The organism is Neobacillus fumarioli NBRC 102428 (assembly GCF_001591485.1).
GTDB lineage: Bacteria > Bacillota > Bacilli > Bacillales > Cytobacillaceae > Neobacillus > Neobacillus fumarioli.
Map to the genome: position 1 here is coordinate 1 of NZ_BCUZ01000020.1, position 20,826 is coordinate 20,826.

Here is a 20,826-nt window from a genome sequence, read left to right on the forward strand (position 1 = left end):
GTCTACTAATAAAACTTAAAAATTGAGGGGAATCAAAATCGAAAGCATGAAAAGCAGGGAGGCAAGATCTATTCCTTGCTTTTTTAATTTTCCGAATGCCTCGATTAATTTCACCGGAATCAGCTTTATAAGATTTACCATTAAATGTTCATCAAGTAAATTTTCAAGATATGAAAAGGAATAATGCTAGGAAATGTAGAATAGTATATAGTTTGGAAAATTTTAAAAAGGGGGATATTTCATTGGCATTTGAAAATTATACATATGTACGACCGGATTTGGCAGATCTTCAGGAAAAATTTGACCTAGCACTTAGACGCTTTAAAATTGCAGGTTCTGCTTCAGAACAATGTGAGGCAATCAATGAAATCAATCAATTGCGAAATAATGTGGACACCATGTACAATCTTGTATCGATCCGCCATTCTATTGATACAAACGATGAATTTTATAAACAGGAGCAGGACTACATGGATGAACTGCTTCCTGAAATTGAAGGATTAGTGACAAAATACTATGAGGCATTAACCTCATCCAAATTCCGCCGAGAACTTGAAGAAAAGTGGGGCCAGCAATTATTTGCACTTGCCGAAGGACAATTAAAGACGTTTATACCTGAAATTGTCCCATTGCTGCAAAAGGAAAATCGTCTAGTCACCGAATATACAAAGCTGATTGCTTCAGCCAAAATTGAGTTTGAAGGGGAAGAAAGAACCCTTGCTCAATTGGAGCCATTTGCACAGTCAACCGATCGGGAGATGCGAAAGCGGGCAAATGAAGCAAAATTCGGTTTTCTGGCCGAGCATGAGGCGGAGCTTGATAGCATTTATGATGATCTGGTGAGGGTAAGAACAGATATTGCAAGAAAATTAGGGTTTAAAAACTTTGTGGAGCTTGGTTATTACCGTATGATGCGGACGGATTATGATGCGGAAATGGTCGCTAGTTTTCGAAGCCAGGTCGAACAGATCATTGTTCCGATTACTACCAAGTTGAAAGAACGACAACGCGAACGCCTCGGGCTTGATACATTAAAATATTATGATGAAGCCTTTATGTTCCAAACAGGAAATCCTATGCCAAAAGGAAGCCCGGAATGGATTATTGAAAATGGGAAGAAAATGTATGAAGAGCTATCGAAAGAGACGGGAGAATTTTTCTCGTTTATGCAGGAACATAACCTAATGGATCTTGTGGCAAAGAAAGGGAAAGCGAGCGGAGGCTATTGCACGTTCATTGAAAATTATAAAGCACCGTTTATCTTTTCCAATTTCAATGGAACATCAGGAGATATAACGGTTCTAACACATGAGGCAGGCCATGCTTTCCAAGTTTATTTAAGCCGTCATTTTGAAATCCCGGAATACTACTGGCCTACTTATGAGGCATGTGAAATTCATTCAATGAGCATGGAATTCTTTTCATGGCCATGGATGGAACTGTTCTTTAAGGAAGAAACCGATAAATTCAAGTTCTTGCATTTAAGCGATTGCTTATTGTTTCTTCCGTATGGTGTATCCGTTGATGAGTTTCAGCATTGGGTTTATGAAAATCCGGATGCGACACCGAAAGAGAGGAAATTAAAATGGAGGGAAATTGAGAAAAAGTATTTGCCGCACAAAGATTATGATGGAAATGATTATTTAGAGAACGGTGGGTTTTGGCAGCGCCAAGGCCATATTTATAATTCACCGTTTTATTATATTGATTATACATTAGCGCAAATTTGTGCGTTCCAATTTTGGAAGCGGTCGCGAGAAGACAGAAAAACGGCTTGGGCTGACTATGTGAAGTTATGTAAACTGGGTGGCAGCATGTCCTTTACAAAGCTTGTAGCAGCCGCAAATTTAATTTCCCCATTTGAAAATGGCTGCGTCGAGTCCGTTGCTGGTGAAATTGAACAATGGCTTAATTCCATCGATGATAAAAATTTGTAAAAATAGTGAAGCCATATTTTGTTATATGGCTTCACTTTCATTTTATTGCACAGGAACTTGTTCAGCTGTAATTTTTAATTCACCGTTTTCCAATACAGCGGCTAATTTAACGGCATCAGGCTCATCTAGGATAAAATCAGCGATTTTATCTTCAAGCTGTTCTTGGATTACGCGTCTTAATGGGCGTGCCCCAAAAGATGGATGGTAGCCTAATTCGGCTAATTTTTCTTTTACTTCTGCTGAAACAGTAAGCTCTATATTTTGTTCTTTTAATGTTTCCTTCAATTCATTAATCATAAGGTCAACAATTTTTAAGATTTGCTGCTGATCAAGTGAATGGAATTGAATGATACTGTCAAAACGGTTTAAGAATTCTGGTTTGAAGAAGCTGCCTAATGAATCAAGAATACTTTCTTCACGGGCAGTTTCGTTTTTGCCAAAACCGACATGAATCGGTTTGAAGCCGGCTCCGGCATTACTTGTCATAATGATCACCGTATCCTTAAAGCTTACGACTCTTCCTTGGCTGTCCGTCAGGCGGCCGTCCTCAAGAATTTGCAGGAACATATGCTGTACGTCCGGGTGCGCTTTTTCAATCTCATCCAATAAAATAATACTGTATGGATTGCGACGGACTTTTTCTGTAAGCTGCCCTGCTTCATCGTGGCCTACATAACCAGGAGGTGCCCCGATTAATTTCGATACACTGTGTTTTTCCATGTATTCACTCATATCCAGGCGAATCATTGAATCTTTCGTACCAAATAGCTCTTCTGCCAGTGTTTTGGACAGTTCAGTTTTACCGACACCAGTCGGTCCGACAAATAAGAATGAACCGATTGGACGGTTTTTAGCTTTTAAGCCGGCACGGCTGCGTCGAATGGCTTTAGCGATTTTTTGTACTGCTTCTTCTTGACCGATGACTTTTTTATTTAAGTTTTCTTCTAGATGTTTCATTTTAAATTGTTCATCTTGTTGCAGTTTGCCGACAGGAATACCAGTTTTTTGTTCAATAATTTCTTGAATATGGGAAAGTGTGACAACCGGTCTTTCAGAACCAGATTCGTGATTCAAAGCTTTTTCTAGTTTGACCTCTTCATCGCGAAGCTTTGCTGCTTTTTCATAATCTTCTTTTTTAAGTGCATCTTCTTTCTCGGCAGCAATTTCTTTCAAGCGTACTTCGATTTGTTCATGGCTTTTATAATCTGAAGTCAGATTTAATCTTGACCCAGCCTCATCCAGTAAATCGATCGCTTTATCCGGTAAGAATCGATCCTGAATATAGCGCTGTGATAATGTCACACAGGCACGAATGGCTTCATCTGAATAAGTAACCTCGTGATAGTCTTCGTATTTCTTTTGAATTCCTTTTAATATTTCAATAGCTGCATCCAGTGTCGGCTCTTGGACAGAAATTGGCTGGAAGCGTCGTTCTAATGCGGAGTCCTTTTCAATATGCCGGTATTCTTTTAACGTCGTGGCTCCGATTACTTGCAGTTCGCCGCGGGCAAGAGCCGGTTTTAAAATATTGCCTGCATCCATAGAACCTTCCGCAGAACCTGCACCGACAAGTACATGGATTTCATCAATAAACAATATAATATTTTTTCGTTTTTGCAATTCCGCAATTAATTGCTTCATCCGTTCTTCAAATTGTCCGCGAATGCCTGTATTGGCCACAAGCGAGGCAACATCGAGCAAGTAGACTTCTTTATTGCGAAGTTTTCCCGGGACATCGCCTTCCGTAATTTTCAAAGCAAGTCCTTCGGCTATGGCTGTTTTACCTACACCAGGTTCGCCGATTAATACGGGATTGTTTTTATTTCTGCGATTTAAAATTTCGATGACGCGTTTGATTTCGTCGTCACGGCCAATAACAGGATCAATAAGGCCGGCTTTTGCCATTTGCGTCAAGTTTCGGCCAAACTGATCAATAAAGCCGCCGCGTCCTGAATTTCTTTCAGCTTGAGGCATAATTTGTGCATTCAAATTTTCTTGTGAAAAGTTTGGCTTCATAAATAGGTCCTCAAACGGTATGTTGTGGAATGGGTTCATATTCAATCCAAAACCTGATCCTATTGCTTGTTTTTCTTTTATATAACAATCATGACATAATTTCATTTCTTTTCGTTGGCCATTCACATTTAGACTTAATTGTACATTTGCTTGGTTTTGATTACATTTTTGACAAAGCATTTTAAATAACCTCCTTGTTATTTTTGCTTTTATCGATTTTTGACTTTGACTATCTTTGACCTTATGTCTTAAGTATACTCTGACCTTTTTTGACTTTCAAGTGTTTTGTCATAGAAATTTTTGCTAGAGGAGGAAAAAAGCTCGTCTTTGTTGGCCTCCCCCTTCATATATTGTGATGAGGGGGAGATGATGTGAAGAGAAATTGGAATCAAGCCTTTCAAATTGCAGCAGTATATGTTGGAACTGTTGTTGGAGCTGGATTCGCCACAGGAAGGGAAATCGTTGAGTTTTTTTCGCGGTTTGGCTTCTTTGGCTTAATTAGTATATTAATGAGCGGTTATTTGTTTGTCATGATCGGTTCTAAATTGATGAGAATGGCAGCACAGATAAATGCAAAATCGTATCAGGAATTTAATGAATATTTATTCGGAAAATGGCCGTCGAAAATTATAAATATTTTTATGCTTGTTATGCTCTTGGGGGTTAGCGCGGTCATGTTGTCGGGGGCAGGGGCAGTATTTGAAGAGCAGCTTGGTTTACCGAAGACGCTGGGAGTGATTGTGACAATCATTTTATCCTATTTGGTCATGCTTCTCGGGACTAGAGGGCTGTTTGCTGTTAATACATTTGTCGTTCCGCTGATGATTAGCTTTAGTTTCATTTTAATGGTATTAAGCTTAAGAATGCCGAACTTTATGCAACAATTATTGTTTATCCCGCATGCTGATGATGGCTGGAAGAGCGTTGTTGCGCCATTTTCTTATGCGGCATTAAACCTTGGACTGGCACAAGCGGTACTTGTTCCTGTTGCGGCGGAGGTTAAGGATGATTGGACAATCAAATGGGGTGCCATTATTGGGGGACTTGCCTTAACACTTATTTTAATCGCCAGTCATTTTACATTGATTATGCTGCCAAATGTTGAAATATATGAAATCCCGATGGCAATTATTATGAAGAACCTGGCTCCGTTTTTTTATTGGATTTTTGTGCTGGTGATTTACGGGGAGATTTTTACCTCAGTAATCGGTAATGTCTTTGGACTTGATCGCCAGCTTCAAGCATATATGCATATTCCTACAACGCTGTCCGTAACCGTTATTTTTGCTTTATCCTGCTTGATTAGCCTTGTCAATTATGGAACCTTGCTTTCCTATTTGTATCCTTTATTTGGCTATATTTGTCTGGTCTTTATTATCCTTTTATGGATGAAACCATTTACGCCAAGTGAAATAAAATGAAAAAGCAGCTGTTTGAGCTACAGCCGCTTTTTCATTTTCATAAAGTTTATTTGAAGGGAAGAATGATGAAAATCATAATATCAAAAATAATATGGGATATGATAACTAGCGGCATACTCTTCTTCCAAAAATATATAGCACCCCATACACAACCGGAAATAAAGGTGGCTAAAAGTAATATAAATGAACCGGAATAAATTTGGACAGAGGTGTACAATATAGCACCGGCTGCAATACTTATAACTGGCCCGAGATAATTTAATAGCTTTTTTTGTACATATCCGCGCCAGAATAACTCTTCACCGGGAGCTGCAACTAAAATAAGTCCCATATACTCCCAAAACTGCTCCGGGGCATAATAATCATATAATTGATGAATGCTGCTAATCAATGGAAGATGAGTGATCTCCATAATTTTAAGCCCTAGCCAAAAAACGAAAAATAATAGCAGTCCCGAGATAGCCCCCAGGAGAAAATACTGAATAAATGGCAGCTCATCGTCAACCTTTCGCTGCAGCATTGAGTAAATAATCAGTGCTAAGATCGAGCCAGTGAAAATATACCAAAATATCCCCGGTTCCTGAAATGAAAAATAATAAAGTAAGTGCGCAAGAATTAATCCTATGATTAATCGATAGTCTTTGAGGAGGTTCTTCATCATTAAATGCTCCTTTTTTCAAAATCCAATTTATTATACCAAAAAGTTTTTGAAATAGGCTATAAAACATTCTATCTAATTTGCTGATAAGAATCGAGAAATTGAGAAAAATAAGCAGGAAGGGAGTGAAAAGGATGAGTAAATCGCAGAGGCAGCAAGAAAGAGAGTGGACTGTCAGAAAGCAAGATCAAAACCCACATGGAAAAGTAAAATCACTGAAAGAGCTTTCCAAAGAAGTAGGTAAATAAAAGAAAAGGCAGATTGAATCTGCCTTTTCTAATTTAAAGCGCTTTCTTTTATAATCCGATAATTCTTATGATTAACCACTGTGCGATGATCTAATTCTAAATCGCGATAATTATCCATATAAGTCAGGTCAACGATGACAGAGTTTTCATTTACCTTTTCAACAATTCCCTGCAGCCCGCCACGGAATTCAATAATATTTCCTACTTCTGCTTTTTTCAATATTCTCTCTCCTCTCAAATTCTATTTAAAAACAGTTTGCACTACTTTTTCCAATTCGTAAAGGTTTTTGTTTGACAATTTCGTAAAATTTGCCGAAAAATAATATGTAAACCATAAATAATAGACACGCTCTTTAAAGAAACCAATTGGATAATAGGAGGAAATTATGAATCGTGATATGGCAGAAGATATACTGAACAGGCTTAAGAGCGGAGAATTATCGGAGTACTATGTAAAAAATGAAGATTTTATGGCTTTTCGGGAAGTACTAATCAAAAGAAAAGATTTTAAACATTTTCGCGGAATTGCAAAACAGGGAGGGGATGTATTATTTCAATATTTAAATGAGCCAAGAAGTTAAAATGGCAATTGCATTGGGTTAAATAACAAACTGGAAATTCGGCCTACTTTTATGAGTTTTTTAATTGTCGAAATGAGTAGAAAATGTTATCCTAACGATTGTGTGAAAAGACACACAAATAAGTTTCATCCTTTATACATGTTTGCTTTCAGTATAGGTAACTATAAACGTAATATTAGATCAACTTTCGATGCAATAGCATCCAAAAGTCTTTTCTTCCTTTAAAGTTTTAGTTGACTAAAAGTAGCAAATTGTATAAATTTAAAAAGTCAAAGAATAATTTTTATTACATATTTTTATAAAAAGGAGTTTGATTTATAATGGCTGAGAAGCAATTTAAAGTAATCGCAGAAACAGGAATTCATGCAAGACCTGCAACTTTATTGGTGCAAACTGCCAGCAAATTTGATTCTGACATTAATTTAGAATATAAAGGGAAAACCGTTAATTTAAAATCCATTATGGGAGTTATGTCTTTAGGAATTGGCCAAGGTGCTGAGATTAAAATTACAGCAGAAGGCAACGACGCAGATGATGCTCTTAATAGTATTACAGAAATGTTGAAAAAAGAAGGTTTGGCTGAATAATGACTTCTTTACTTGGTATTGCTGCTTCAAACGGGATAGCAATCGCAAAAGCATACCGTTTAGTAGAACCGGATTTATCCTTTGAAAAGAAAATGATTGAAAACCCTGCAGCAGAGATTGAACGATTCCGTCAGGCAATGGCAAAAGCAAAGTCTGAACTGGAAACAATCCGCGACCGTGCAAAAGTGGAGCTTGGGGAAGACAAAGCGGCCATTTTTGAAGCGCATCTTCTCGTTTTAAATGACCCGGAGTTAAATTCACCGATCGAAGATAAAATCCAATCAGAAAAATTAAATGCCGAATCAGCGCTGAAAGAAACGGCTGACATGTTTGTGGCCATGTTTGAACAAATGGATAATGAGTATATGAAGGAACGTGCAGCAGATATCCGTGATGTCACGAAACGTGTGTTATCCCATTTGTTAGGTGTGCAATTGCCAAACCCAAGTATGATTGCAGAAGAAGTAGTTATTGTGGCAGAAGATTTAACACCGTCTGACACTGCACAATTGAACCGTCAATTTGTCAAAGGCTTTACTACTAATATTGGCGGCCGTACTTCACATTCTGCAATTATGGCGCGTTCACTTGAAATCCCTGCAGTTGTCGGTACTAAACTCGCAACAAACGAAATTAATAATGGGGATCTCGTTATTGTTGATGGCTTAAAAGGCGAGGTTCACATTAACCCTACACAAGAAGTTATTGAACAATATCGTAAAGTGGCTGCAGATTATGAGTTGCAAAAAGCAGAGTGGGCCAAGCTGGTTAATGAACAAACAATTTCTGCTGACGGCCAACATGTAGAACTTGCTGCCAATATTGGCACACCAAATGACTTAAAAGGTGTAACTGCAAATGGTGCTGAAGGTGTTGGCCTTTACCGGACAGAATTTTTGTATATGGGTAGAGACCAACTGCCGACCGAAGAAGAACAATTTGAAGCCTACAAAGCTGTTCTGGAAGGTATGAACGGCAAACCAGTTGTCGTTAGGACATTGGATATTGGCGGCGACAAAGAACTGCCATATCTGGAATTGCCGAAAGAGATGAATCCGTTTTTAGGATTCCGGGCAATTCGCCTTTGTCTGGAAGAACAGAATATCTTTCGGACCCAGCTTCGTGCACTTTTGCGTGCCAGCAATTATGGGAATTTAAAAATTATGTTCCCAATGATCGCGACATTGGATGAATTTCGATCTGCCAAATCCATTTTGGAAGATGAAAAACAAAAACTTCTTACTGAAGGTCAGAAAGTGTCAGAGAAAATTGAGCTCGGCATTATGGTAGAAATTCCTTCAACTGCGGTATTAGCTGATCAGTTTGCCAAAGAGGTTGACTTCTTTAGTATTGGCACCAATGATTTGATTCAATATACAATGGCAGCTGACCGTATGAACCAACGTGTATCTTATTTGTATCAGCCTTATAGTCCATCCATTTTAAGATTGGTAAAAATGGTGATTGATGCGGCTCATGCAGAGAGAAAATGGGTTGGAATGTGCGGTGAAATGGCCGGTGATGAAACAGCGATACCAATTCTCTTGGGACTTGGTCTTGACGAATTCTCCATGAGTGCTACGTCCATTTTGAAAGCACGCTCACTTATCAGGAAATTAAATAAATCCGAAATGGAAAAACTTGCAAATGAAGTCATCAATATGCAAACTACATCTCAAGTCATTGATGCTGTAAATAATGTGGTTTCAAAATAATGGAAAATAGGACCAACTATAGTTGGTTCTTTTTTCTTAGTTTTATTTTTTGTAATTCGTTGCAGCAGACAAGTATGTATTTGTTACTCCGATGTGGAATTTCTCTTTTCCGCCAATTATGAAAGCGTATCTTGATTGGTAGCTGTTGCTGGGAAAACATTCAAATATACGGAAAATGGCCCTGTAGGCCTTCTGCCGGGCAAAAAGGCACTGCACATACAAGCTCGCGGTGGATTTTATTCGGAAGGGCCGGCAGCGGAAATGGAAATGGGGCATCGCTATATTAACATTATTATGAATTTCTTCGGTATTACCAATCTTGAAGGCCTGTTTATTGAAGGGCATAACGCTATGCCGGATAAAGCGCAGGAAATTAAAGAAAACGCCATCGCTAAAGCAAAGGAAATGGCCCATACATTTTAAGTTAAATATCAAGAGACAGAACCTGCCTTCTGTCTCTTTCTTATTGCTGATTACAAGTATTTCCTAAGGTAATCATGTATAATGAGTTTGAAAGAGTTCTACATAAGGAGGTAATGGACAGGTGGAATTGAATTTAGCGGGAAAAACGGCGTTGATTGCAGCTTCAAGCCAAGGCCTGGGATTTGCAATTGCCAAACAACTTGTGAAAGAAGGAGCAAATGTTGTGATCTCTGGCCGGGAAGAAGCGAAATTAAAAGAGAAGGTAAGTGAGCTTGAGGCACTCGGCACTGGTAAAGCGGCTTTTCAAACAGCGGATATTACAAAGCCTGAAGATATTAAGCGGCTTGTTTCCTATACTGCCGAAACCTTCAGAACGATCGATATGCTGGTGAATAATGCCGGAGGGCCGCCTGCGGGTGCATTTGAAGAGTTAAATGATGATGCGTGGATAGATTCGTTTGAATTAAACTTGCTTTCTTATGTTCGAATGATCCGTGAAGCATTGCCTTATTTAAAGCAGCAAGGAGGAAAAATTTTAAATATTGCTTCCTCATCGATAAAAGAACCGATCCCAGGTCTGATTCTGTCCAATACATTCCGGACAGGGATAATCGGCTTATCGAAAACGCTCGCCTCAGAATTAGCGCCTTTCGGCATCATTATTAATACGATTGCCCCTGGCCGAATTGCCACAGACCGTGTCAAACATTTGGATCAAGTAAATGCGGACAAGCTTGGGGTAGACATAGAAACGGTTGAAGCCCAAATGAAAACTGCGATTCCATTGAAGCGATATGGCACTCCAGAGGAATTTGCGAATGTTGCAACATTCCTGTTATCTGATGCAAATTCTTATATGACCGGAAGTGCATTTCTTGTAGATGGCGGGATGGTAAAATCTATTTAATTTGTCTTAAGTACTATTTTCGAAACAACCTGCCTGTTTTCGGTTTTGAATGCTAAAAATATTGAATAGTGAAAGGAAAGATTTTGTTGAGTATTCCAGATCATACCGTTTTCGGCTTTATCGGAACAGGGGTTATGGGAAAAAGCATGGCTGGGCATATTCTTTCAGCAGGCTATCCTTTAATCGTGTACTCACGCACAAAGGAAAAGGCTCAGGAATTGCTGGAAAGAGGAGCAAAGTGGGGTGAGACCCCCAAACAGGTTGCAGAAACAGCCTCCGTTATATTTACGATGGTCGGCTATCCGTCAGATGTGGAGGAAGTGTATCTAGGGGAAAACGGCTTAATTTCAAATGGTAAACCTGGCAGCATTTTTTTAGATATGACTACTTCATCCCCCTCACTTGCAGAAAAGATTTATCAGAAAGCCAAAAACAAAGGAATCTCTATTTTGGATGCACCGGTTTCAGGAGGGGATATCGGCGCCAGGGAAGCAACGCTTTCGATTATGGTTGGGGGTGACAAAGAAGCGTTTGAAGCCGTTCTTCCTATTCTTAAGCTTCTCGGTACCAATATCGTGTATCAAGGAAAGGCGGGCGCCGGGCAGCATACAAAAATGAGTAATCAGATTGCAATTGCTTCCAATATGATCGGCGTTTGTGAAGCGATTATTTATGCTAAAAAGGCAGGACTTAATCCTGAAACTGTATTACAAAGCATTGCAACTGGCGCAGCTGGCAGCTGGTCATTAAGTAATCTTGTCCCAAGAATGTTAAAAGGTGACTTTGAGCCGGGATTTTATATTAAACATTTTATCAAGGACATGAAGATCGCATTGGAAGAAGCCGAACGGATGGACATGGATGTTCCTGGATTGGCGCTGGCTAAGTCTTTATATGAACAGCTGGCCGAAAGAGGCGAAGAAAACAGCGGGACACAAGCCCTTTATAAATATTGGAAAAGTTAAAGTGAATAAATTTATCCTCCCGATATGAAACTATGATGGAAGGGAGGATTTTTTTATGGCAAAACGAACAAAAAAGAATGACCCGCAGCAGAAAAATAAAAAAGGATTTGACTCTGCCGTACTTAATGAAGAATTTGCCCATGAAATGGGTTCTGCAGCTACAAACAAAATCCATAAAGATAAAGCGAAAAAAGAAAAAGCTCCTAAAAATAATGGAAAATATCATGGTCAATAATTTAGCCTATAAAATAAAGGACCCCCTGCTCACATATGCGGGGGTCATTCGCCTCAATAGTTAGCATTCTTTAAAAACGTTTCAATCCGGTTCAGGCCATTTTCCAAAGTCTCCATGGAATAGGCATACGACAAACGAAAATAACCTTCACCATATTCCGAAAATGCACTGCCAGGAACAACAGCTACCTTCGCTTCATGCGCCAGTTTAAGGGCAAATTCAGAGCTGTTAAGCGTTTCATTAGGGATTTTGACAAAGAAATAAAATGCCCCTTCCGGTTTAACGGCTTTAAGCCCCATGGCTTGTAAGCGCTCGTAAACGTAATCTCTCCTAGCTGCATACTCTTTTTTCATTTCGAGAGCATCATCTATTCCCTTAGTCAGCGCTTCATATGCCGCTTTTTGAGCGATCGAATTAGCACAGGAAACATTATATTGATGAACCTTTAATATATGTTTTGCAATTGCTTCCGGAGCAAATAAGAAGCCAATCCGCCATCCTGTCATGGAATGAGATTTTGAAAGACCATTAATAACTATTGTTTGATCCTTTAAAAAAGTCGCGATTGAACGATGAGGTCGGTCAAACGTAAGCTCACTATAAATTTCATCGGCTAGAACAAAGATATCCTTGTCCGCTAAAAAATCAGCAATTTCCTTTAATTCTGTTTCAGTTAGACTTACCCCGGTAGGATTAGAAGGGTACGGCAGGACTATACAACGAGTTTTTTCTGTAATATAGGGTTTGATTGCTTCCAATGTAAAGCGAAACTGATGGCCGCGTATGTCAACATGAATAGGTACAGCCCCCATCATACGAATGACCGGTTCATATCCTGGATAAATTGGCCCCGGCAGTATCACTTCTGCTCCCTCGGTTAAGATTGTCCGAAATGTAATATCAATTGCTTCGCTTGCTCCAATCGTTACAATCACTTCAGATTCAGGCTGATAATGAAGTTGATATTTTTTTTTCACAAACTCACAAGCGGCCTTTCTCAATTCCATTGTACCGGCATTATGTGTATAGGAGGTTACGTCATGCTCAATAGCGGAAATTCCTGCCTCTTTAACATGCAAGGGGGTAGGAAAATCTGGCTGTCCGATGGTAAGGGATATCATGTCTTCTATTTGTCCAACCAGATTGGAAAATTTCCGTATACCTGAAATCTCAAGATTTTTTACACGATGATTAATTAAATGCTCCATTGCTGTTCTTCCTTTTTAATAAATTGTTTAGCTCCAGGCGCCTGGAGATTTTTTTAATTAATATCTTTCTCCAAGTTTTTTGAAGACTGGTTTTTGGTATGACCGTTTATTCTTGCGAAAATTCGAAGAAGTATGGTGGTCCATTTCGGTGATACCTGTATAGGCTTGTAAAATTGCTTTGGCTGCATGCAGTGATAGGGCTGCCTTTGGATTTCGTACACTTCCATCCAATTTGCCTAAATGGGGAAGAGTTTGAAAGTCTATTTTCGTTGGAGGAATATGGAAGGTGTATCTGCCACATTCTACAAGCACATCTGACTGCTGCTTGCTGAATCTAGGATTGTCGGAAAAATGAAGTCCTATTTTTTTAGCTTTTCCTTCTTGAATTAATTTTTTTAATGTTTCTTGTTTTAATCGGTAAAGAAATTTGGGATCTATTGCTGTTTTAGCATGCCGATTTACGATAAAGACTGCTTGGGCGAGGTTTTCGATGGTTAGATTAGGTAATTTTTGGGGATCTTTCTGACTGGGATTCAACATTTAAACTCCTTTCTATTTATTATACACCTATATTATACCTTTTTTTATTTAAAAATAGAATGGATAATCTACTTTTACTCCAATATTTAATTGGCAATGCTTTAGTAGAATAATTACTATTTTTTAGAATTCGTTTGCATTTTTTAATTTATTGTAAAATAAAATTGGTAAAATGTAAAAACATTATTTCAAATAAAGTATTTTTTCAGATTTCTTTGATTTTTAGGTGTCTGTTTTTAATGTGAACACTGTAATCTCCGGCTTTACCATGAAACGGAATGGCAGGCGGGTAGTGCCAATCCCACGGTTTACATACAAGTGTAACGGATGTTCTCCCACCGTATAGTAACCCTCTTGGTAGATTTTTGCATACGGAGGAATAACTAAAGCGCCAACAAACGGAATTTTAACCTGGCCGCCGTGGCTGTGGCCGCTAAGCTGCCAATGAATTGGATACTGTGATGCTTCTTCGGCAAGGTCAGGGGCATGGGATAAAAGGATTGTAAAATGATGAGGCGGAACTTTTTTTAATGCCAGGGGAAGATCAGGTCTTCCTAACATTGCATCATCGATTCCTGCTATATAAATCCTGCTTTTGTCCTTTAATTTGATCGGGACACAAGTGTTCAGCAATACAATAAAATCAGCCATTTCCATTATATTGCGATAAATTTCTGTTCCATAACCGCCATGATCATGATTCCCGTAAATGCAGTATTTTCCTAAAGGAGCATGTAATTTTTGCAGAATCGGAAGTAATTTATTCATTTTTGTATATTGATTAGGCTTATCCAATAAATCGCCAGTAAAAAAAATTAGATCAGGCTCAAGGTCATTGATTTTAGCAACGAGCTGTGCAAATTGGTTAAGACTATATTGAAACCCAAGATGTGTATCACTAAATTGGATCATTTTAATTCCATCAAAGCTTTTAGGGATTAATGGGTGTTTGATTGGGTGCTCCGTAATCTCCAGTAATGATGGTTCAATTTTATTCGCATAAAACAAGCCTGCTGAACCTATTCCAAGAATGGTTAATAATGAACCAATGGTTTGTTTCAAAAACATTCTTCTTGTTATTTTATTGGACATTTTCTCAACCAACCTATCATTTATTCAATTCTATTATATGTACAAGTCTATTTGTATTTTCGTTTAAAATTTTTTGGATTGCAAGTGAAATAAAAATGATAAATGCAAAATAATGGATACTAGAGCTCAAGAACAGGATGACAAGATAGGTGTATGCTATAATAAGTAAAAATATTTTGGAGGTACCTTATGGATGCCTTGGAAATTCTCACAAATCTCGACCATGTTTTCCCTTATTTTCAGCCAATTTTTAGTGCTGATGAACAAAAAATCATTGCCTATGAGGTATTGGGCAGATACGAAGCAGAGGATGAAATCATTAGTTTAGGGAGTTTTTTTCACGATGAGGAAATTCCTGATGAATATAAATTTGAAGTTGATATGTTAATTGTAAAAAAAGCATTAGAAAAGGCGATACATCAATTAGATCAGGATGTTAGTATTTTTTTGAATCGAAATGCTGATTTGTTAATGTATGGAAACGGGGAGCCTTTTTTGCAGGAACTTCTTGAATTTGAGAAAAAAGGTTTTAGCTTACATAGAGTTGTTTTGGAAATATCTGAACGAAATTATCAAGGTGATTTAGCTCAATTCGATCACCTCCTCCAATATTATCGAACATATGGGATCAAAATTGCCATTTCCAGTATTAATCGCCAGTCTCATTATATTGACCGAATTGGACAGCTTAAACCGGACATCATCAATATTAATTTGGAAGCATTGAAGTCAACAGCTGTCGGGACCAATTATCATAATGTCTTATTTAGTTTATCCCTGCTGGCAAGGAAAATTGGTGCTACCCTTTTATTTGAGAATATTGAGATGAGCTATCAGCTGCAATTTGCTTGGAAAAATGGTGGCCGCTATTATCAAGGCTATTATTTGCAGCCTCCGGAGCCTGAATTTCTCTCTAGTGATATTCTAAAATCCCGCTTAAAAGAAAAGTTCCGGGATTTTATATCTTATGAAAAAAGAAAATTGGAGACTGTTTATCTTACAGCAGAATCTTTTCAAGCTAAAGTTCAGGAAGTTGTGAACAAAAACAAAAGGGCTGGCTATGATGAATTGTTTCAATCAATGGCAAAAGAAATGGATCAAATTGCTTTTCGAATGTATATTTGTGATGAAGACGGCTTTCAGAAATCAGCCAACATGTTCAAAGGACAAGACGGCTGGTTTATACAAAAAGAATATGAACATAAAAACTGGAGCTGGCGACCTTATTTTCTTGAAAATATTATTAAAATGAGAAATGAACAAAAAGGAATTTTATCTGATTTATACAGCGATATTGAAACTGGGGAAACAATCCGAACTTTTTCATTCCCAATAAGCGGCAGCGAGTATTTATTTATTGATATTTCCTATCAATATTTATTCGAACATGATCAGCTTCTGTAAGAATGAAATACTATAGCTTAATTTTTGTATCGACGATTTCTCAGGCAGTCTAGGTTTATGGAACTGTTTTTTTTAAAACCTTCGAGAGTTTTTACATTTTTGCTTGGACAAATAGAGGGCATTAATTTATTCTTAATATTGGCATGTAAAAGCAATTGATAAAGGGAATTTTGTTCCAATAGGATAGAAACATGTCAAATGAGAACCCTATGAAGAGATAGATTGTTTGTGTTTGAAAGGAGAAGAAGCCAATGTCACAGCTTCAAGGTATACTAACAAGATTAAAAAGTCTTCAGGACCAAGCGGCCAGCGGAGAGCCTGCGCAGCGTTATTTTGAGGTGAATGGTGAAAGAAAGTGCCAGGTAACATTCCATCCAAAAACGGAAACATTTGAATTGGAAGTATACAATGAAAAGGAAAAGCCAAAACGATATCAATTTGACAATATTGATATGATAACAATTGAAATTTTCGATTTGATCCAATAGAAACATCAGGGCATTTTGAAGTAAAAGGTTACACAGACTTCCGAAAACTATGATAGAATTGAAGCTGTAGAAAAACATACAGAGGAGTTTTCGGTAATGATTAATCTTCCCAATGGGGAATTTTTAGACTTGAAAATAAATGAATTAATGATTCCATCCGAACGGGTAGCCCATGTTCAAATTGGCAATAATCTGGAACATGCATTGCTTGTGTTAACGAAAAGCGGTTATACAGCAATCCCTGTTTTAGATCCGCACTATAAGCTTCATGGGCTGATCAGCACCCCTATTATTATGGATTCTATTCTGGGTCTCGAAAGAATTGAATTTGAACAACTTGAGCAAAAACATGTAGAAGAAGTCATGAAAAAGACAATTCCACGTGTAAAAACGACTGCATCGATCGATGTATGCCTGGAACTACTTATCAATCAACCATTTCTTTGTGTTGAGACAGATGATGAGGTATTTGCAGGTATTTTGCCAAGAAGTACGGTTCTCGAACGAATTGATAAGATCGTAAAAAGATTTAAACAAATTCAACAGTAATTTCTGGCTCCCTTTAGGGGGCTATATTTTTTAGGGTGGTTTTATGTCTTCATTATCAGAGTTTCAATTATTATCTGTGCTTGCTCAAGAAATGAATATGCGTAAAGCTTCAGAGAGGTTGTTTGTGTCTCAGCCTGCACTTTCACAACGCCTTCAGACAATCGAGAAAGAATGGGGAACGAAATTATTTATCCGCTCTCAAAAAGGGCTTTGTTTGACCCCGGCAGGAGAGGTGGTCATTGATTTTGTCAATGAAGTTTTAACGAAGCAGGAAAAGGTTCGGGAAATGATCTATTCGTTAAAAGAAGGAGTTTCTGGAACTTTAAAAATTGCTGTTGCTTCCATCGTAGGTCAAAACTGGCTTCCCGAAGTGCTGAAGAATTATATTGATAAGTATCCGCAAGTAAAGATATCGCTTGTAACAGGATGGAGCAGTGAGATCTTAAAATCCTTATATGACGATCATGTACATATCGGAATAATCCGCGGTACGCCGGATTGGAAGGGAAGGAAGCTTCATTTATTTCATGATCCGCTTTATTTGGTAGACAGGGAAATTGACAGCCCAGAAAAAGTTTTTCATACAGAGCGTCCGTTTATTCAGTTTAAAAGTGATTCCAATTATTATCAGGTTATCCAAGATTGGTGGATCCGCAACTTTAAAACCTCTCCAAAACGGACGGTGGTTGTGGATCAAATTGAGACATGTAAGCAAATGGTCTTCAATGGGATTGGTTATGCTATCTTGCCCAAAATTACTTTAACAAAAGCGGGGAAAGAGATCTTTAAAATTCCGCTGTTAGATGAAAATAATGAACCGCTCCAACGGGATACATGGCTATTAGGTTATGAAACAGCATTTCAATTAAAGCAAGTGAAAGCCTTTGTTGATGTAGTAAAGGAATATCTTTTAGAATCTGTTTAGCAGGCGTTTTTTTTCTTGTCTTCATTAAGGTTGTTTGTTAAAGTATTTTTTAGTATGGAAATAGAGGTGGATATGGATGAAAATGATGGATGCACATGAAATAATTGCATTTATTCAAAATAGCAAAAAGTCAACTCCAGTTAAAGTGTATGTAAAAGGTGATTTGGCTGATATCAACTTTGGAGAAAATGCAAAAGCATTTATTAACGGAACTGCTGGGGTTGTTTTTGGCGAATGGCAGGAAATACAAACAGCAATTGAAGAAAATAAAGAAAAAATTGAAGATTATGTAATTGAAGATGACCGCCGTAATTCAGCGATTCCGCTGTTGGATATTAAAAATATTAATGCACGTATAGAGCCGGGTGCCATTATCCGCGACCAAGTGGAAATTGGTGATCATGCTGTCATTATGATGGGTGCTGTTATTAATATCGGTGCTGTTATCGGTGAAAAAACAATGATTGATATGGGTGCTGTGCTTGGCGGCAGAGCAACAGTGGGGAAAAATTGCCACATTGGGGCTGGAGCTGTGCTGGCAGGTGTGATTGAACCTCCATCAGCAAAACCTGTGATTGTAGAGGACGATGTATTGATTGGAGCAAACGCTGTTGTATTAGAAGGGGTAACGATCGGTAAAGGCGCAGTTGTTGCCGCAGGTGCAATTGTTACACAAGACGTAGCACCATACACAGTAGTTGCCGGCGCTCCAGCAAGAAAAATTAAAGACATTGACGAAAAAACAAAATCCAAAACGGAAATTATGCAGGAATTACGTCAACTATAAAAACCTAAAAAAGCGTGGAGTATTCCACGCTTCTTTTGTAAAGAGTAAAGAAATTTTGACTTCGAAAATTGTCTAGTTCCAGGCGCAAGCGCATTAAGGGGGACTAATCTCTGTCTTCGCTCCGTTTGCCAGTCGACCATTCTCCCTATATCGCCGCTAGGCAAAAAGCATGTAGCTTTTCTTATAAAGGAGTGATTTCAATGAATTCCCTTATTCAAATTCGACGGGATCTGCACCAAATTCCGGAATTAGGATTTCAGGAATTTAAGACACAAGCCTATTTACTTCAGTATATACAGTCTTTGCCGCAAGAACGAATCTCAATAAAGAAATGGAAAACCGGCTTGCTTGTAATGATTCATGGATTAAATCCAGCAAAAACATTGGGCTATAGAACAGATATTGATGGGTTGCCGATTAAAGAGGAAACAGGTTTGCCGTTTTCTTCTAAACATGAATTATGCATGCACGCCTGCGGCCATGATTTTCATATGACCATAGCGCTTGGAATCTTGACACATTTTGTTCAAAACCCTATAAATGATAACTTATTATTTATTTTTCAGCCAGCAGAGGAAGGACCGGGTGGTGCAGAACCGATGCTCCATTCACCGGAAATGAATGAATGGCTGCCGGATATGGTTTTTGCACTCCATATTGCACCGGAATATCCTGTTGGAACCATTGCCATTAAAGAAGGGATATTATTTGCCAATACTTCAGAACTGTTTATTGACTTAAAAGGTAAAGGCGGCCATGCGGCATACCCACACCAAACGAATGATATGGTTGTAGCCGCTTGTTGGCTGGTCACTCAGTTGCAATCTATTGTTTCTAGAAATATTAATCCATTAGACAGTGCGGTTATTACCATCGGAAAAATAACTGGAGGAACTGTGCAAAATATTATTGCTGAAACGGCTAGATTGGAAGGAACAATCCGTACCTTATCATCTGAAGTAATGGAAAAGGTAAAACAGCGGATTGAGGCATTGGTAAACGGAATTAGAGAAGGGTTCCAATGTGAAGCCGTTATTGATTATGGTTCTATGTACCATCAAGTATATAATACGGAGACGGTGACAAGAGAATTTATCGAATTTATGAGGCAGGATCCTAAAGTAAATGTGATTGAATGCACAGAAGCGATGACAGGTGAAGATTTCGGTTATATGCTAAAGGAAATACCCGGCTTTATGTTCTGGCTCGGCGTAGATTCACCGTTTGGTTTGCACCATGCTAAGTTATCGCCGAATGAAGCTGCAATTGATGTAGCAGTTCATGTTATGACCAATTATTTAACGTTTAAAGGAAATCAGAGATAGCAATTCATTTTATTTTGTCCCATTGGTTCAATATGCTAAAATGGTGGTGGATAAAGGGATAAATGTTGCATTTTGCCGTTTATTCCCGTATGAAAAGGGAAACCTTATTAAAGGGATCAATCATAATTATAATTAATACTTATTTAAATTAATTATAATTTAATATTGACTATTAATAAGGGTTGTTCTATAATGAAAATGTGAAGGATAGCAATATAACTTGCTATAAATTTTTTACAAAAAATTAATGGAGGGATTTCGAATGCCAGAACGTATGGTAGGTAAACAAGCTCCACGCTTTGTTATGGATGCTGTAATGCCAAATAAAGAATTTGGGAAAGTTAGTCTTGAAGATAACATGAAAAATGATAAATGGACAGTATTGTTCTTCTATCCAATGGACTTTACTTTTGTCTGCCCGACAGAAATTGTGGCTCTTTCTGATCGTTATGATGAGTTTGCTGATTTGGATGCTGAAGTAATTGGTGTTTCCACTGATACCATTCATACTCACCTTGCTTGGATCAACACAGATCGTAAAGACAACGGTCTTGGCCAATTAAAATATCCGCTGGCTGCAGATACAAACCATGTTGTAGCACGCGATTACGGTGTTTTAATTGAAGAGGAAGGTATTGCACTTCGCGGTTTATTTATCATCAACCCTGAAGGCGAATTAATGTATCAAGTTGTACATCATAACAATATCGGCCGTGAAGTAGACGAAGTGTTACGCGTGCTTCAAGCCCTGCAAACTGGCGGTCTTTGCCCTGCCAACTGGAAGCCAGGACAGGCTACCTTGAATGTGTAATTTC

General features: G+C 38.2%; 22 protein-coding genes and 1 pseudogene. 17 read left to right on the forward strand and 6 right to left on the reverse strand.

The genetic code is table 11. The features are described from left to right. The first annotated feature begins 242 nt into the window (after positions 1-242). Positions 243-1,937 carry a M3 family oligoendopeptidase gene (locus BFU02S_RS05495; protein ID WP_066367676.1) on the forward strand — a complete coding sequence of 565 codons (1,695 nt, stop codon included), beginning with the start codon at positions 243-245 and terminating at the stop codon, positions 1,935-1,937. 42 nt (positions 1,938-1,979) lie between these two features. Here BFU02S_RS05495 and BFU02S_RS05500 read toward each other — a convergent pair whose 3' ends face one another. Next, positions 1,980-4,133 carry an ATP-dependent Clp protease ATP-binding subunit gene (locus BFU02S_RS05500; protein WP_066367679.1) on the reverse strand — a complete coding sequence of 718 codons (2,154 nt, stop codon included), beginning with the start codon at positions 4,131-4,133 and terminating at the stop codon, positions 1,980-1,982. 191 nt (positions 4,134-4,324) lie between these two features. Here BFU02S_RS05500 and BFU02S_RS05505 point away from each other — a divergent pair, with 191 nt between their 5' ends. Next, a complete protein-coding gene (locus tag BFU02S_RS05505; RefSeq protein WP_066367681.1) occupies positions 4,325-5,374 on the forward strand; it encodes a YkvI family membrane protein in 1,050 nt (349 codons plus the stop codon). A gap of 46 nt (positions 5,375-5,420) precedes the next feature. Here the strand turns inward: BFU02S_RS05505 and BFU02S_RS05510 are convergent, their stop codons facing one another. After that, positions 5,421-6,032, reverse strand: coding sequence for a CPBP family intramembrane glutamic endopeptidase (locus tag BFU02S_RS05510; RefSeq protein WP_066367683.1), 612 nt, complete (start codon positions 6,030-6,032; stop codon positions 5,421-5,423). 134 nt (positions 6,033-6,166) lie between these two features. Here BFU02S_RS05510 and BFU02S_RS17235 point away from each other — a divergent pair, with 134 nt between their 5' ends. Continuing rightward, on the forward strand, positions 6,167-6,280 hold the full coding sequence (locus tag BFU02S_RS17235) for a DUF6254 family protein (protein ID WP_235841987.1): 114 nt from the start codon (positions 6,167-6,169) through the stop codon (positions 6,278-6,280). Between the two features lie 28 nt (positions 6,281-6,308). Here the strand turns inward: BFU02S_RS17235 and BFU02S_RS05515 are convergent, their stop codons facing one another. Then, complete coding sequence (locus BFU02S_RS05515) at positions 6,309-6,500, reverse strand: YkvS family protein (protein ID WP_066367685.1); 192 nt, start codon at positions 6,498-6,500, stop codon at positions 6,309-6,311. A gap of 166 nt (positions 6,501-6,666) precedes the next feature. Here BFU02S_RS05515 and ykzS point away from each other — a divergent pair, with 166 nt between their 5' ends. The 7 genes and pseudogenes from ykzS (at position 6,667) to BFU02S_RS05550 (ending at position 11,693) form a co-directional block, all read left to right on the forward strand. Continuing rightward, a complete protein-coding gene (gene ykzS, locus BFU02S_RS05520; RefSeq protein WP_066367686.1) occupies positions 6,667-6,861 on the forward strand; it encodes a protein YkzS in 195 nt (64 codons plus the stop codon). Positions 6,862-7,181: 320 nt separating this feature from the next. Beyond that, entirely contained in the window at positions 7,182-7,448 is a 267-nt protein-coding gene (locus BFU02S_RS05525) for a phosphocarrier protein HPr (protein WP_066367687.1), read from the forward strand. Continuing rightward, on the forward strand, positions 7,448-9,163 hold the full coding sequence (gene ptsP / locus BFU02S_RS05530) for a phosphoenolpyruvate--protein phosphotransferase (RefSeq protein ID WP_066367688.1): 1,716 nt from the start codon (positions 7,448-7,450) through the stop codon (positions 9,161-9,163). Before BFU02S_RS05525 ends, ptsP begins: the two co-directional genes overlap by 1 nt. A gap of 55 nt (positions 9,164-9,218) precedes the next feature. Then, positions 9,219-9,586: pseudogene (locus tag BFU02S_RS05535) on the forward strand (NAD(P)H-dependent oxidoreductase); the annotation flags it as partial. A gap of 121 nt (positions 9,587-9,707) precedes the next feature. Further along, on the forward strand, positions 9,708-10,493 hold the full coding sequence (locus BFU02S_RS05540) for an SDR family oxidoreductase (RefSeq protein WP_066367690.1): 786 nt from the start codon (positions 9,708-9,710) through the stop codon (positions 10,491-10,493). Positions 10,494-10,573: 80 nt separating this feature from the next. Continuing rightward, complete coding sequence (locus BFU02S_RS05545) at positions 10,574-11,458, forward strand: NAD(P)-dependent oxidoreductase (protein WP_439950989.1); 885 nt, start codon at positions 10,574-10,576, stop codon at positions 11,456-11,458. Between the two features lie 55 nt (positions 11,459-11,513). After that, entirely contained in the window at positions 11,514-11,693 is a 180-nt protein-coding gene (locus BFU02S_RS05550; protein WP_066367693.1) for a hypothetical protein, read from the forward strand. A gap of 53 nt (positions 11,694-11,746) precedes the next feature. Here the strand turns inward: BFU02S_RS05550 and BFU02S_RS05555 are convergent, their stop codons facing one another. From BFU02S_RS05555 to BFU02S_RS05565, 3 genes are all read right to left on the reverse strand, one after another. Beyond that, the gene (locus BFU02S_RS05555) at positions 11,747-12,901 is read right to left on the reverse strand and encodes an aminotransferase A (RefSeq protein WP_066367695.1); all 1,155 of its coding nucleotides are present in this window, start codon (positions 12,899-12,901) and stop codon (positions 11,747-11,749) included. Between the two features lie 57 nt (positions 12,902-12,958). Continuing rightward, entirely contained in the window at positions 12,959-13,441 is a 483-nt protein-coding gene (locus BFU02S_RS05560) for a YkyB family protein (RefSeq protein ID WP_066367697.1), read from the reverse strand. Between the two features lie 222 nt (positions 13,442-13,663). Then, positions 13,664-14,533, reverse strand: coding sequence for a metallophosphoesterase (locus tag BFU02S_RS05565; RefSeq protein ID WP_066367702.1), 870 nt, complete (start codon positions 14,531-14,533; stop codon positions 13,664-13,666). A 189-nt stretch (positions 14,534-14,722) separates the two neighbouring features. On the opposite strand from BFU02S_RS05565, the gene BFU02S_RS05570 reads away from it, so the two are divergent. From BFU02S_RS05570 to BFU02S_RS05600, 7 genes are all read left to right on the forward strand, one after another. Continuing rightward, positions 14,723-15,937 (forward strand): EAL domain-containing protein, encoded by a 1,215-nt coding sequence (locus tag BFU02S_RS05570; RefSeq protein ID WP_066367706.1) that lies wholly within the window; start codon positions 14,723-14,725, stop codon positions 15,935-15,937. Positions 15,938-16,188: 251 nt separating this feature from the next. Further along, positions 16,189-16,425 (forward strand): YkuJ family protein, encoded by a 237-nt coding sequence (locus BFU02S_RS05575; RefSeq protein WP_066367708.1) that lies wholly within the window; start codon positions 16,189-16,191, stop codon positions 16,423-16,425. 96 nt (positions 16,426-16,521) lie between these two features. Further along, positions 16,522-16,974: a cyclic-di-AMP-binding protein CbpB gene (gene cbpB / locus BFU02S_RS05580; protein ID WP_066367710.1), complete on the forward strand. Its 453-nt coding sequence runs from the start codon at positions 16,522-16,524 to the stop codon at positions 16,972-16,974. A gap of 43 nt (positions 16,975-17,017) precedes the next feature. Continuing rightward, positions 17,018-17,899 carry a transcriptional regulator CcpC gene (gene ccpC / locus BFU02S_RS05585; RefSeq protein ID WP_066367712.1) on the forward strand — a complete coding sequence of 294 codons (882 nt, stop codon included), beginning with the start codon at positions 17,018-17,020 and terminating at the stop codon, positions 17,897-17,899. A gap of 76 nt (positions 17,900-17,975) precedes the next feature. Then, positions 17,976-18,686, forward strand: a complete 711-nt coding sequence (dapD, locus tag BFU02S_RS05590) for a 2,3,4,5-tetrahydropyridine-2,6-dicarboxylate N-acetyltransferase (RefSeq protein WP_066367716.1) — start codon at positions 17,976-17,978, stop codon at positions 18,684-18,686. Positions 18,687-18,886: 200 nt separating this feature from the next. Next, positions 18,887-20,011 (forward strand): N-acetyldiaminopimelate deacetylase, encoded by a 1,125-nt coding sequence (locus tag BFU02S_RS05595; RefSeq protein ID WP_157075864.1) that lies wholly within the window; start codon positions 18,887-18,889, stop codon positions 20,009-20,011. Positions 20,012-20,273: 262 nt separating this feature from the next. Next, positions 20,274-20,822 (forward strand): peroxiredoxin, encoded by a 549-nt coding sequence (locus BFU02S_RS05600; protein ID WP_066367723.1) that lies wholly within the window; start codon positions 20,274-20,276, stop codon positions 20,820-20,822. Positions 20,823-20,826: the final 4 nt, after the last annotated feature.

What these genes read in the sequence shown, in the direction of transcription:
- BFU02S_RS05500 (WP_066367679.1), bottom strand. Translation starts at nt 4,133, where the DNA reads ATGCTTTGTCAAAAATGTAATCAAAACCAAGCAAATGTACAATTAAGT.
- dapD (WP_066367716.1), top strand. Translation starts at nt 17,976, where the DNA reads ATGAAAATGATGGATGCACATGAAATAATTGCATTTATTCAAAATAGC.
- BFU02S_RS05565 (WP_066367702.1), bottom strand. Translation starts at nt 14,533, where the DNA reads ATGTCCAATAAAATAACAAGAAGAATGTTTTTGAAACAAACCATTGGT.
- BFU02S_RS05570 (WP_066367706.1), top strand. Translation starts at nt 14,723, where the DNA reads ATGGATGCCTTGGAAATTCTCACAAATCTCGACCATGTTTTCCCTTAT.
- BFU02S_RS05575 (WP_066367708.1), top strand. Translation starts at nt 16,189, where the DNA reads ATGTCACAGCTTCAAGGTATACTAACAAGATTAAAAAGTCTTCAGGAC.
- BFU02S_RS05550 (WP_066367693.1), top strand. Translation starts at nt 11,514, where the DNA reads ATGGCAAAACGAACAAAAAAGAATGACCCGCAGCAGAAAAATAAAAAA.
- BFU02S_RS05555 (WP_066367695.1), bottom strand. Translation starts at nt 12,901, where the DNA reads ATGGAGCATTTAATTAATCATCGTGTAAAAAATCTTGAGATTTCAGGT.
- ykzS (WP_066367686.1), top strand. Translation starts at nt 6,667, where the DNA reads ATGAATCGTGATATGGCAGAAGATATACTGAACAGGCTTAAGAGCGGA.
- BFU02S_RS05595 (WP_157075864.1), top strand. Translation starts at nt 18,887, where the DNA reads ATGAATTCCCTTATTCAAATTCGACGGGATCTGCACCAAATTCCGGAA.
- ptsP (WP_066367688.1), top strand. Translation starts at nt 7,448, where the DNA reads ATGACTTCTTTACTTGGTATTGCTGCTTCAAACGGGATAGCAATCGCA.
- BFU02S_RS17235 (WP_235841987.1), top strand. Translation starts at nt 6,167, where the DNA reads ATGAGTAAATCGCAGAGGCAGCAAGAAAGAGAGTGGACTGTCAGAAAG.
- cbpB (WP_066367710.1), top strand. Translation starts at nt 16,522, where the DNA reads ATGATTAATCTTCCCAATGGGGAATTTTTAGACTTGAAAATAAATGAA.
- BFU02S_RS05525 (WP_066367687.1), top strand. Translation starts at nt 7,182, where the DNA reads ATGGCTGAGAAGCAATTTAAAGTAATCGCAGAAACAGGAATTCATGCA.
- BFU02S_RS05510 (WP_066367683.1), bottom strand. Translation starts at nt 6,032, where the DNA reads ATGAAGAACCTCCTCAAAGACTATCGATTAATCATAGGATTAATTCTT.
- BFU02S_RS05560 (WP_066367697.1), bottom strand. Translation starts at nt 13,441, where the DNA reads ATGTTGAATCCCAGTCAGAAAGATCCCCAAAAATTACCTAATCTAACC.
- BFU02S_RS05600 (WP_066367723.1), top strand. Translation starts at nt 20,274, where the DNA reads ATGCCAGAACGTATGGTAGGTAAACAAGCTCCACGCTTTGTTATGGAT.
- ccpC (WP_066367712.1), top strand. Translation starts at nt 17,018, where the DNA reads ATGTCTTCATTATCAGAGTTTCAATTATTATCTGTGCTTGCTCAAGAA.